This is a genomic window from Mesorhizobium sp. M7A.F.Ca.CA.001.08.2.1 (genome assembly GCF_003998455.1).
Lineage (GTDB): Bacteria > Pseudomonadota > Alphaproteobacteria > Rhizobiales > Rhizobiaceae > Mesorhizobium > Mesorhizobium ciceri.
The window spans coordinates 1-12,266 of record NZ_RZPW01000097.1 but is presented as its reverse complement, the minus strand read 5'-3'; the positions used below and the strand labels follow the sequence as shown (position 1 = coordinate 12,266).

Below are 12,266 nucleotides of genomic sequence, written 5' to 3'. Positions count from 1 at the left end.
ATGTGTGGGCGCGGACGAAACGCTGAACCACTTCCAGCGTGTGCGAGGTGGCGTCGTCCATCTTCGACGAGCCCGGGACGCTGCGTGCGTTAAAGTCCGCATCGGCTGTGGGCGCCTCGAGGTCCGCAGCCATGTCGAAACGCTCGAGGAACGGCACGAGATTGGCCTTGTCACGGGCGCCAACACCCCAGGTCATGTACCAGCGACCATCTTTGGTGTGACTGATGTTGGGGACACGCGACACTGCCTCCAGGGCATGACGGCATGTCAGACGATGGAGCGGCGCTCGGCGCATCACCCATGACATCAGATCGATCTCGGTGCTCTTGGCCACCGCCTCATGGATGGCACAGGAGATATCCTGACCGAGACCCGAGGTGGTCCGCTCGATCAGAGCGGCAAGAATGCCAATCATGAGTTGCTCACCGGCAATATGGTAGGCATGCCAGATTTGCGGTGCGATAGGCGGTAGGTCGTACAGTTCCGATGGATCCGGATCGTAGCCGCAATTCATCATGACGCCGCCGAGCGCCAGATGAACCAGGTCCGACCCCTTGAAGGTACTCCAAGGGCCGTCATCGCCGAAAGGCGTCATGCGGGCGATGACGAGCGAGGGGTACCGCGCCGCCAAGGCTTCGCGGGTCAGCCCAAGCTGTTCATTCAACATGCCGCAGCTAGCATCCAGCAGGATGTCGGCAGTACCCAGGAGCTGGACCAACATCTCGCGACCGCCTGCGGTATCCAGATCGGCGACGGCGGATTTCTTGCCGCGGTTGTATGCCCAGAAATAGAGCGACTTTTCGGGGTCGGGCTCCTCAGAACAGAACGGGGCGATGCGCCTCGTCGGGCTGCCGCCTGCTGGTTCGATCTTGATCACCTCGGCGCCGAGTCCTGCAAGCAGCAGGCCGCAATACTCCGCCGTCTCGTCCGCCACCTCGATCACTCGAAGGCCAGACAGCATTCCGGGGGCGGTGTCGGACGCCAGAGCGGTCGACCGGGGTTCAACTCTTGCAGCTGTCATGAAGGGTGTTTGGACCGTCTCAGCGTTGATGTTGAGCAACCACATTTATGGAGTTTGCTCGGCAAGATAATGCATTATATAAAATTAGGCATTGAGAAGCGGCGCCTGTCAATTAGAAATTGCGGGGGTCAAACCAATTCACCTCGGGTGGTGGAAAAAGTGCAGAAGAAATTTCGATCCTGAAATTTTAAGGCTTCCGGCGCTATGTCGTGGCCAATGCGCCATTGGAGCGTCTTCACACCGGTATGATGTGGGCGGAGGGTCCGGTCTGTTTTGCGGATCTCGAGATTCTCCTTCTTAGCGACGTTCCGGCAGAGCAAATATTACTGTCGCCAAAGGGCAGCCACCGGTCGTCTTTCGCCATCCGTCCGGCAACGCCAATGGCAATACCCGGGACCGCCAAGGGCGTCTGCTCACCTGCGAGAGCGGCAATCGTCGCGTCGTCCCAACCGAACTTGACGGGAGGCAGACCGTTCTCGCCGATAGCTACGATGGAAAGCAGCTCAACTCGCCAAACGACATCGTCGTACGCTCGGGTGATTCGATCTGGTTTACCGACCCGGATTATGGAATTCTCAGCGATTACACAGGAAACCGCGCCTCCAGCGAGCTCGGGCGCCGCTGCGTTTTCCGCCTTGATCCCCTCGATGGCAAGCTGGCGATCGCCACGGACAAACTGGACAAGCCCAATGGTCTGGCCTTCTCGCCCACCGAGAAAATCCTTTCGTTGCCGACTCAGGCGAGACGCACACGCCTGGGTGGCACACATGAGATCCTAGCTTTTGACGTAGCGGCCGATGGTGGGCTTGGCAACCGCCGGACATTCGCCGTGATCGATGCCGGGGTGCCTGACGGGTTCCGCGTGGACCTCGATGGCAATATCTGGACAAGGGCGGCTGATGGTGTTCACTGCATCGGTAAGATTGCGGTCCCGGAAACCCGTCACAAACCTGACGTTTGGCGGCCCAAGCGCAATATAGCCGCTGCCTCGTCTCTTTACTCGATTTATGTCGGGACACGCGGCCTCTGAAATGGTTCCGAACCTCTTGACCAAAATAAAATAAAATGCATCATCCATTACGGAGGGACGATGCAAGGCTTTTCTGGGCTTCGAGATAAAGTATCGGTGGTGGGCGTCGGCACGACGGCGTACGGCAACTTTCCCGACATGGACGAGTATGGCCTGGCGGCTGAGGCGTTTCGCAACGCGGTTGCAGATTGCGGACTGGACAAGGGCGCGGTCGACGGCCTGCTTACATGTCGTATTCCGAGCTACTACCGGATGGGCGAAGTCCTGGGACTTGATCCGCGTTGGACGATCACCCTACCGGGGCATGGTCGCATGTCGGGCATCGGCCTCATCGAGGCAACGATCGCCTTGACGAGCGGCCAGGCGAAATATGTCGCGCTGCTTTACGCCAACATCGGCCGATCTCGCCGCGTCTTCTACGGCGGAGGTGAAATGCCGGGCCATTGGGACCCTTGGGGGTTCACCTCGCCCGGCGGCGCCCACGCCATGATGTTCCGTCGCCACATGGAGCTTTACGGTACGACGACGCGGCAACTCGCTGAAGTTTCCGTGGCCTTCCGCAGCCATGCGCAACTCAATCCCGGCGCGGTGATGAAGGAGGCAATGACTATCGACGACCATGAGAGTTCCCGTCCGATCGTCGCCCCGCTGCGCCTATTCGATTATTGCCTGATCAACGATGGCGCCGTCTGCCTGATCCTCACGACAAGCGAGCGGGCCGCTGATCTCGCCAAGCCGCCGGTTCGGATCAGCGGATTTTCGGGGCGCGAGGCCTATCGAAACTCGTCCATAGAGAATTTTCACATCGACTTCTGGCACGATCAGGTCTCGGCATCGGGCGATGAGGCGTTCGCCATGGCCGGCGTCGAGCCCGCCGATGTCGATGCATTGATGTGTTACGACAATTTCAGTCCGACCGTGCTGTTCAGCCTCGAAGGCCTTGGCTTCTGCCCGCGCGGCGAAGGCGGCCGGTTCGTCGAGGGCGGAGCGTTGAAACTTGGCGGCCGGCTGCCGACCAACACGGACGGCGGCCATCTGTCCAATTCGTATATGCAGGGCTGGGCCCTCAACGTCGAGGCGGTGCGCCAACTGCGTGGCGAATGCGGCGATCGGCAGGTTGAGGACTGTGAAGTCGTGACGTACGTGCAAGCAACACCATGCACGCGCACGATCGTTTATACGCGGGCGTGACGGCTGACATGGCGTATGGCGCTTCCGCTTCCGAGAAATCCGTAGAGGCAAAGCCGTTGCCCAAGATTACGCCCTTGAACAGGCCGTTCTGGGACTATGCGCTCAAGTCAATTTACGCGCTGCAGACCTGCGATGCGTGCGGCGACGCTCATGTTCCCGAAGCGCCGGTATGCCCTCGGTGCCTGAATGACCGCCAGACCTGGAAACCGGCGAGCGGAAAAGGCACGCTGCAGTCCTGGGCGGATTTCCATCGCGCCTATTGGGACGGCTTTAAGGCAGACTTGCCCTACCGTACATGTCTGGTGCGGCTTGACGAAGGCCCGCTGGTCGTCAGCAATTTGGTCGGCGGGCAGGCGAACCTCAGGATTGGTGCGCGCGTCCATGTGGTGTTCGACCGCATCGCCGATGGCATCGCATTACCGAAATTTTCTCTGGACGAACCGGGATGCTGAACGAAGCAGCTGACGCCGAAGTGAGCGCGGCCGGATGCGATCGTCATCACGCCGGCCGCCTGCCAGCCCGGCCAAACCGCAGCATCCTGAGATCGGCGACGCGCCCGCTCGAAATCATTGAACTCTTTGCTGCTCTCCGCCGCCCGCTGTCGGTCTCGGAAATCGCCTGCGCGCTCGAAATCCCCCAGTCAAGTTCGTCCGTGCTGCTACAGGCCATGAGCGGTGCAGGTTTCATAGCGCGCGATCGCAAGACGCGGAAATACCTACCGAGCGTCCGCTCCGTGCTGTTGAGCAACTGGGTCCACGACACGTTTCTCCAGGGCAGCGGCCTGCTGCAGGCGTTGGATGCGTTGAGCATCGAGGCCAATGCAAATGTCCGGCTTGGCGTCCGCAATGGGGTGCACGTTCAATATGTGCATGTCTCCTGGCCGTCGGCCGAGCCAAGGACGAATCGCCTGAGTCCCGGCATGAAGTTGCCGATTGGCAGGGACGCCCTGGGCAGGATGCTGCTTCTAGCAGAGAACGAGAATGACGTACGTGGCATTCTCCGGCACGGGAACGCCGTCGGCGATGCTGCACATGCGGTCAATGTGGAGGATCTTGTCAACGAGCTGCGAATGCACCGCGTCGATCGCTTCGCGGTTTGTCGCGATCTGAGTGCCCAGGACGACCTCGTCATCGCAATCCAGTTGCCCGCGCGATTTGGAGCGCCTGCTGCGATCGGCATTGGCGTTGCCGTTTCCGGGCACGCGGACGGTCGGTCGAGGTTCGCCGCGCTGCTTCGTGACTTCGCTGCAGAAGCCTGGGGTGCGTGAGGGCGAAGTGCTTGACCGCCACATGCGTACGCCGGGGCGGAATAGGAGCTACCAGGCGGCTCTTTCTAAAACGACTAAGAAGCAGGCTGGTGGAGGAATGCGCAATGAAGAGCAGTAACTTGATGGAACTCATGCAGCAAATGTCGCTGACACGACGGCAATTGCTCGGCACGTCAGCGATGCTGGGGGCAGCCGCTCTGATGCCGCGGCAGGCATGGAGCGCGCCCGATTTCAAGGGTATCGAACTCAATCTTATGGTGATCCAGCCGCACGTCACCGGTGGACGCATAGTTGCAGACGAGTTCGGCAAGGCGACCGGCGCGAAGGTCAACGTACTGCCGGTTCCCAACGACCAGATCCAGCAAAAGGCGACCCTCGACGTCCAGTCCGGATCCAACGTCTACGACGTCATCGACTACTGGTACTGTCTGCTCGGCGCGCTCGCCGAAGACGGCACGGTCGTCGACGTTACCGACCGCATTGCCAAGGATTATGCCGCTGCGGACTTCCTGCCGTCCATCTACGATCCCTACACACTGTACAAGGGAAAGCGCTGGGGGGTGCCATATGACGGCGATTCGCACTTGCTGTTCGTCAACACCGAGATCCTGGAACGGAGCGGCCTGAAGCCGCCCACGACTTGGGACGAATATCTGGCGACGGCGAAGGTCATCACGGAGGCCGAGACAGCGAACGGCATCTTCGGCACCGCGCTGCTCGGTGTGAAAAACCCTTTCATGATAGGCTGCAGCTACACCAACCGGCTGGCTGGTCTGGGTGGCGATTTCTTCGATGCCAGCGGCAAGCCGTTGCTCGATTCGGAAGTCAGCATCGCGGCCGTCCAGGCCATGCTTAACGTTGCTCCGTATGCTCTGCCGACGCCGCTGGAAACCGGGTTCGAGCAAGGATTGCCGGCCTTCCTCTCCGGTAAGGCGGCCATGATCGAGTTCTGGACCGATCTCGGGGTCAACGCACAGGATCCGGCAATGTCGCAGATTGTTGACAAGTGGACCGTGGTGCAGATGCCGATTGGCGGCGCCAACAAACAGCATCGCGGCTCGCTCGACGCCGGTTTCGGCCTGGCGATCTCGGCCGGCTCGAAGCAGCCGGACGCCGCTTGGGAACTGGTCAAGTTTGCCTGCAGCAAGGAAATGAACCTCAAGCTGACACTGACTCCCGGCAGTGGCATCGATCCGATCTTCACGTCGGTTCTCGACAGCAGCCAGTACAAGGCGGCGGCGCCGAAGGTTCAGGCTGCTGGCGCCCAGGCACTAAATGGCGCGCTTGCCTGGCCTACCGGGGCACTGGCGTCCAAGATGCTGCAAGGCCTGGCTGACGAACTTGCATTGGTTCTCGCTCTGACCAAGACCCCCGAGCAGGCTATGAAAGATGCCCAGGCGGCTTGGGTTGCAATGCTGAATGGATAGAGGCAACCCGGTTTCCACATCGGCCGGAGCGACGGTAAGCGGCTCGCGATTGGCAGGGTTCCTTCTGGTCGCGCCGCTGCTGCTCGGCCTCTCCGCCTTTGCCATCTATCCGTTTCTCGACGTGCTTGCGTTGTCGCTGTCGAAGAGCTCGCTGGGGCGGCAGTTCCAGCATTGGCCGGTTCTGACCAACTTTGCCGCCATTCAGCGCGATGGCGACTTTCAGGCGGCCCTGTTGAGGACGACGATTTTCGCAATTCCCGTCGCATTGATCCAGCTCGCACTGGGCTTGGCGATCGCGATGATGCTGCATTCAAGTCTGAAGCAGGCGAGGTGGGTGCGCAGCCTTATCCTGTTGCCGCTGATGACGCCGCCCATGATGGTGGCCGTGGCCTGGAAATTGATCCTTGCGCCCGCCGGCGGCCTGCTCAACGGCGTGCTGTTGCGCACCGGCATCATAGACCAGCCGGTCTCATTCCTCGGCACCATGCCCGCAGCCTTCCTTTCGGTCGCTGTCGCCGATACCTGGCAGTGGACGCCGTTCGTGGCGATCCTCGCTTATGCGGCGCTCCAGACCTTGCCAGACGAGGTGTTCGAGGCGGCAAGTGTCGACGGCGCGTCGCCGCGAACGATCTTCTGGCAGATCACGCTTCCGATGCTGATGCCGACGCTGCTTGCCATCTTGCTGTTGCGCGTCGTGATCGCGTTCAAGCTCTTCGACCTCGTCTATGGTCTGACATTCGGCGGGCCGGGATTCAGCACCACCGTCACCACCTTCCGCATATGGCGCACTGCCATGCAGGAGTTCGATGTCGGTCTGGCCGCAGCCCAAACGCTGGTGTTCGCCATCCTCGTCAGTATTGTCACCCTGCCTATCACCTGGCTTCACAAACGCAGCGAAACGAGGTCGGGATGAGCCATTCCAGTCAAGCTGGGGGGAAGTCCCGGGGCCGGGTCGCAACAGGGTGTGCCGCGGTCATGGTCGGCTTCTTTGTGTTGCCGATTGCGTATCTCGTCTCGGTTTCCTTCAAGACGCCAGACCAGGTGCTTACCGGGTATTTCCTGCCGCAGGCACCGACACTGGCGAACTGGATCAACACCTTCCAGATCATCCCACTGTTTCGCCTGCTGGCGAACTCGCTGCTGGTCGCGGTTTGTAGCAGCCTGCTGACGCTCGCCGTCGCCTTTCCAGCCACGTACGCCATGGTGCGGTTGAAGGTCGGCGGGCGCTTCCTTCCGGCCTTCACGTTGGCGACCTACGTGGCGCCGCCGGTGGTCGCGCTCATTCCGCTTTTTCTGCTTCTGCGTCGGCTTGGTCTGCTCAACAGCCTGTCTGGCCTTATCCTGGTCAACGGGATAGCCAACCTGCCGGTGGCCTTTTGGCTGTTGTCAGGCTTCCTGCGACGGGTGCCCGTGGAAATCGACGAAGCGGCAAAGATCGACGGTGCTGGGTATTTCACGATCATCTTTCGCCTCGTCGGCCCAGTCATGGCGCCAGGCCTCGTGGCAACGGGTTTGATTTGTGGCATCCTCGCCTATGATGAGTTCCTGCTCGCCTCCGCCTTCAGCAATGACGAAGGCAGCCGAACGCTGCCGGTGGCGATAGCTCTTTTCCAGGGCGAGCGATTGATAAATTTCGGCCAGATGGCGGTAGCGTCTCTCACCGGCATTATACCGGTCTATCTGATCGGGCTGTTCGCGCAGCGGTGGCTGATCGGCGGGCTGACGGCGGGCAGCGTCAAGTAAACCAGGACCCAGGTTGGAAAAAGCGTCGACGATTTTGCTTCCTGCGTTTTTCGCTGGCCTCCCGGGGCGGTATCAGCCGGTGCGCTTTGCTGACTTCGCCCTGATCTCATCGAGGATTGGCACGATATACTCCCGGAACTTCGCCGGGTTCTCGGCCATGGGGAAGTGGCCCATGTCGCGCATATGCACCCATTTCGAGCCGGGTATCATCGACGCAAGCTGACGCCCTTCCTCGACCGTCGCCGACCAGTCGTAATCGGCATTCAGCAAATAGAGGTCGATCTTCGCCGTGTCGATATCCTTGGCCGTATCCGTGAGATCATGCTCCTCGACATAATAGTGCAGGTCGCCCGGGAAGACCGACGGCGCCCCCTGGCTGTACATCCAGATCGTCTCGCGGCGGTAGACCTCCGGGCTGCTCGGCGAACACTGTGTGTGTTGCAAGGCGGCGCGTGTGTCGTTGGATGTCGTTGGGTGCCAGTACCAGTCTGTCAGCGTGCCAGGCTCGGGGCTCTTGATAAGAGGCTCAAGCGCGATCGCGGCGCGAAAATGCTCGGGATGGTAAAGCGCCAGATCGGTCGCCAGCAGCCCACCCATCGAGCAGCCCATGAAGACGGGTCTGTCGAGCTCGAGCGCCTTTGACAACTCGAGCACGTAGCGCAGGAACCAGTCCATCTTGAGCTTGTAGCCAGTCTCCCAATAGCGGTGGGTGAGGGGAGGCAGCGACTTGCCATGGTAGGGCAAGTCCCACGCGATGAAACGGAAATACCGGGTGAGTTCCTCATCCTCGAGAAGGTGCCGCCATTGGCGCGCATCGGTGCCTGCCGTGTGCTGCAGCAGCACCGGGATGCCGGTGCCAGCCTGTTCGAGGTATATACGGTACTCGGTGTCATCCAGGGTCAGATACAGATAGCCGCATTCCATCTTTGCAAACTTTGCCATCATCCGTCCCTCAAGCCTTCACGCCGTTGATCTCCTGGCGCATCACGGCGAGGATTCGCTGCAAGGCGCTGTAATATGCATAGAGCGACGACAGATCGCCGCCGAGCCGCATGCCGCGATGGATCGCCGCCGGGAAGAAGTCGTTGCAGAAGCGCGCCGGCGCCGGCTTCAGGATGTCGCGCCAGGTTTCCCGCGGCCCGCCGACATAGATGGTCGACGACTTGTAGCCGTCGCTTCCTTGCTGGAAGTCCACGACGCGGCCATCCCGGATCTCCATGAAATACTCGTCCGCCTCGTTGCTGTAGAAGCGGATGCGGGCGTTCCAGAAGCGGGCGGCAATCGCAAACTCCGGGTCCTTATTGACGCCATCGCGGACGGCTTTGACGGGAATGACCAACTGGTCCTTGTCGCTCACTGACGATACTCCTCCATGCTTCCGTTAGGGTGCGCGATGGGAAAAAATCCACCGTGATCCCAACTCGCCAAGAGGCCGAAATCAACCGATCTCAAGAGTCCGGCTGAAGAAATCAATATTCTGATGCCCGTCGAACGCTGAACCGCTCGATTGTGGTTGCGGGAACGGGACGAACATGGAAATCCTGATGTAGGTCGACCAGCAGTTTCGAGTGTCGGCTTCGGAAATGAGGAATGACCGACCACCAGCCGCTCGACGCATTGCAGCAACAGATCAGCAAGCGCAGTCTCGCCGACGACAGCGGCGACTGGTCTTTGAAATCACGGACGACGGCTGAGTATCAGATTGCTGAAGTGCTGCGCGAAAAGATCATCGTCGGTGTCCTCGCGCGTGGACAGAAGCTGAAGCAGGCCGAGATCGCCAAGATGCTCGGCGTCTCGATCACGCCGGTGCGCGAGGCGCTGCGGCTGCTGGAAGCCCAGGGCTATGTGGCGGTGAGTGCCCATCGCGGCGCGATCGTCGCACCCTTCCTGATCGAAGGTGCCGAGGAACTCTACCAGTTACGACAGTTGCTTGAAACGCGCCTGACCGCGGAAGCTGCGCGGCGCATGTCGCCGAACGATCTGTACGTTCTCAAAGCCATCAACCACGATCTTCTCATGGCCGCCAGGGCTGGCGACCGCGCCGCCTGCCAGGAGAAGAATTTTCGCTTCCACTTCCGGCTATACGAACTGGCAGGCCAGGCGCAGACGCTCGATTTCGTGCGCATACTCTGGGCCAAATATCCGCTCGACTTGCTGAGCCAGATGCCGGGCAGGCAGTCGCGCGTTTTCGATGAACACGTGACGCTTCTGGCCGCTCTGGAGCGGGGCGATGTTGAGGGCGCTACGGGTGCGATGGAAGTGCACATCAATACAGGCTGGTCGGAGTTCCTGGCAAACTACAAGATGCCCGTCTTGCCCTGAGGAAGTCGCCTCACCTAGTGACAGTCCCAACTGCGGAGCGCGCCCATGGACATCGTCTGGGGCGATGGCCGCATAGCCAACGACGACTTCGGCTGAATTGTCAGTGTCTCCTATAACCATCGCAGGGGTTCTTCCAAACAGGCCAGCAGGGAGGGTCTTTAACGTTTGCTATGAGCGACCCCTCATGGCGAGGGTTAGATTCGTCCTTCCGGCGGTTTGGGAACCTCATGATAAAAAGGGGAGGAGAGCATGCTTACCTGGAAGAACAGAGCCGTACGGTTCGCCCGCGTGATCACCGTGGCGGCCTGCACGGCAGCATTTTCGTTGGTCGGGCTGGCGGCTAGTCACGCGGCCGATCCGACGGCCGAGGAGCAGGCAGCCGCGCTGGCCGCCGTGCCGAAGGAGGCGCAGAAATACTACGGCGGCTACTGGTATGCGACCAATATAGTCGCCGATCCGTTCGCTAACTGGAAGCCCCATGCGCCGCCATGGAAGATTTGCCACAATGATTCCTATCTTGGGAATTCGTGGCGCGCCAACCTTGTGGCGGAGCTGAAGGCGCTGACCAAGCAATTGGCCGATCAAGGCCTCGCTGAACCCGAACTCAACGTCACGAACTCTAACGGCGACATCAACCTCGAGCTCACGCAGCTGAAGGCGCAGATCGCGCAGGGCTGTGACCTGATCATGAGCTATCCGGGGTCTGCGACCGGCCTTTGCGCGGGCATCAAGGAGGCTTTCGACAAGGGCATCCTTTTCGTAACCATCGACTCGACGGTCACCTGCCCGGAAGCGCTGAACGTAGCGACCAATCCCTACTATCGCGGTCAGTACGAAGGTGAGTGGATCGCCAAGCAATTGGGCGGCAAAGGTACCGCCCTCATCATGAACGGACAGCCCGGGACCGCGAACACGGTCGCTCAGGAGACAGGTTTCCGGAAGGCCGTCGAGGCGTTTCCCGACATTAAGGTCGCCGGCAGCCTGTTTGGCATGTGGACCGGGTCGGTGGCCAAAACCGAGGTGCTGAAGTTCCTGGCGACGCATCCTGAGCCTGTGCACGCTGTGTTCTCGACAGGCAATATGGGCGTTGGCGTGGGCCAAGCGTTCGAGCAATCGGGCCGTGCGCTTCCGATCATCACCGAAGTCACCAACCTTTGCAGCCTGCTTGCTTACTGGAAGGAAAAGAACCTCACCGCCAACACCTTTGTCCAGGATGGCGGTCCGATGGCCTATTCCGCCTTCATTCCTGCACTGCACATGATGGCCGGGCAAAAACCGAAGGTGAACACCATCTTCATGCCGCTGCCCAGCATCACGGCGGAGAACTTCAATGACTACTACGACGCTTCCATGACCGTGCAAAGCACCTGCTTCGCCAACGGCAAGGACCTGCACCTCGTGCCGGACTCGTATTTCGAGCAGTTCTTCACCGGCGGCGAGCCGAGAGCCAAGGTTGAGATCGTCTCGACCAACGCCCAGCCGCAGTGAAATGCACCACGATGGGTGCTCGCGTTCAGCGCGGGCACCCATAAGGGAGTTGCGCATCGTGCGCGGCATTGCTTTTCAAAGGATCACACCCGTCTGGTATGAATGGTAGTCGCACTTTGACCGACTTGTCCCTCAAGACCATCCAACGAGTGGCCGGGCCTTTGGCCCCGTTTCTCCTCGCCTTCATCCTTTTCTTTGTCATAAACGTCTTCATTCCCGGCTATGCCAGCGTCATAAGCCTGCTGTCGCTTCTGCTGCTTTCCAGTCTGCTTGGCATCGCCTCGGTCGGCCAGACCCTGACGATCGTCATCGGCGGCTTCGACCTTTCGATCCCGGCTGTGATCGGCTTGTCTAACGTGCTGTTCGCGCTGCTTTACGGCGCCGGCTATTCCGCTTTTGCTGCGGCCGTGTTCATTCTAGCGCTGGCGACGCTGATCGGTCTGGCAAACGGCTTTGCATCCCGATACCTGCAGCTCAACCCGCTCGTGGTGACGCTGGCGAGTGGCTCGATCATCCTTGGCGCCATCTGGGCAGGGACGCATGGCGAGGTTTCGGGCTTTGTGCCTGATTGGCTCGTCAACATGGTTTCGGTTATCGGCAAGACCGGTCCCATCCCGCTGCCCGGCTCCGTGGTGATCTGGCTGCTCATCGCCGGCGGCATCCTATTCCTCGAGCGCAAGACCAAGCTCGGCCGCTGGATGTTCGCCGCAGGGGCAAATCCTCGCGCCGCCGAACTGGCCGGCGTGCCGATGCTGCTCGTCTGGATGAGTGTCTACG

13 protein-coding genes are annotated in these 12,266 nt (G+C 60.4%); 10 read left to right on the top strand and 3 right to left on the bottom strand.

Annotated features, from left to right (window positions below; all coding sequences use genetic code 11):
• On the bottom strand, positions 1-1,066 hold a 1,066-nt coding region (locus EN914_RS08700), incomplete at its 3' end, for a CoA transferase (protein WP_206527191.1).
• Positions 1,067-1,343: 277 nt separating this feature from the next.
• Between EN914_RS08700 and EN914_RS08695 the strand changes: the two genes are divergently transcribed.
• From EN914_RS08695 to EN914_RS08665, 7 genes are all read left to right on the top strand, one after another.
• Positions 1,344-2,051, top strand: a complete 708-nt coding sequence (locus EN914_RS08695) for an SMP-30/gluconolactonase/LRE family protein (RefSeq protein WP_407067774.1) — start codon at positions 1,344-1,346, stop codon at positions 2,049-2,051.
• Positions 2,052-2,111: 60 nt separating this feature from the next.
• Positions 2,112-3,242 carry a thiolase family protein gene (locus EN914_RS08690; protein WP_032899524.1) on the top strand — a complete coding sequence of 377 codons (1,131 nt, stop codon included), beginning with the start codon at positions 2,112-2,114 and terminating at the stop codon, positions 3,240-3,242.
• On the top strand, positions 3,209-3,694 hold the full coding sequence (locus EN914_RS08685) for a Zn-ribbon domain-containing OB-fold protein (protein ID WP_196815414.1): 486 nt from the start codon (positions 3,209-3,211) through the stop codon (positions 3,692-3,694). The genes EN914_RS08690 and EN914_RS08685 overlap by 34 nt, the downstream gene beginning before the upstream one ends.
• On the top strand, positions 3,688-4,509 hold the full coding sequence (locus EN914_RS08680; protein ID WP_024504903.1) for a helix-turn-helix domain-containing protein: 822 nt from the start codon (positions 3,688-3,690) through the stop codon (positions 4,507-4,509). Before EN914_RS08685 ends, EN914_RS08680 begins: the two co-directional genes overlap by 7 nt.
• Positions 4,510-4,520: 11 nt before the next feature.
• Positions 4,521-5,936, top strand: coding sequence for a sugar ABC transporter substrate-binding protein (locus EN914_RS08675; protein ID WP_245265390.1), 1,416 nt, complete (start codon positions 4,521-4,523; stop codon positions 5,934-5,936).
• Complete coding sequence (locus EN914_RS08670; protein WP_024504905.1) at positions 5,929-6,849, top strand: carbohydrate ABC transporter permease; 921 nt, start codon at positions 5,929-5,931, stop codon at positions 6,847-6,849. The genes EN914_RS08675 and EN914_RS08670 overlap by 8 nt, the downstream gene beginning before the upstream one ends.
• A gap of 62 nt (positions 6,850-6,911) precedes the next feature.
• Positions 6,912-7,679 carry a carbohydrate ABC transporter permease gene (locus tag EN914_RS08665; protein WP_236382678.1) on the top strand — a complete coding sequence of 256 codons (768 nt, stop codon included), beginning with the start codon at positions 6,912-6,914 and terminating at the stop codon, positions 7,677-7,679.
• A 72-nt stretch (positions 7,680-7,751) separates the two neighbouring features.
• Here the strand turns inward: EN914_RS08665 and EN914_RS08660 are convergent, their stop codons facing one another.
• Together EN914_RS08660 and EN914_RS08655 are read right to left on the bottom strand one after the other, a co-directional pair.
• The gene (locus EN914_RS08660) at positions 7,752-8,621 is read right to left on the bottom strand and encodes an alpha/beta fold hydrolase (RefSeq protein WP_024504907.1); all 870 of its coding nucleotides are present in this window, start codon (positions 8,619-8,621) and stop codon (positions 7,752-7,754) included.
• Positions 8,622-8,631: 10 nt separating this feature from the next.
• Positions 8,632-9,036, bottom strand: coding sequence for a hypothetical protein (locus tag EN914_RS08655; protein WP_024504908.1), 405 nt, complete (start codon positions 9,034-9,036; stop codon positions 8,632-8,634).
• A 233-nt stretch (positions 9,037-9,269) separates the two neighbouring features.
• On the opposite strand from EN914_RS08655, the gene EN914_RS08650 reads away from it, so the two are divergent.
• From EN914_RS08650 to EN914_RS08640, 3 genes are all read left to right on the top strand, one after another.
• Positions 9,270-10,001: a GntR family transcriptional regulator gene (locus EN914_RS08650; RefSeq protein WP_050580511.1), complete on the top strand. Its 732-nt coding sequence runs from the start codon at positions 9,270-9,272 to the stop codon at positions 9,999-10,001.
• 288 nt (positions 10,002-10,289) lie between these two features.
• Complete coding sequence (locus EN914_RS08645; protein ID WP_164752878.1) at positions 10,290-11,489, top strand: substrate-binding domain-containing protein; 1,200 nt, start codon at positions 10,290-10,292, stop codon at positions 11,487-11,489.
• A gap of 161 nt (positions 11,490-11,650) precedes the next feature.
• On the top strand, positions 11,651-12,266 hold a 616-nt coding region (locus EN914_RS08640), incomplete at its 3' end, for an ABC transporter permease (protein ID WP_407067773.1).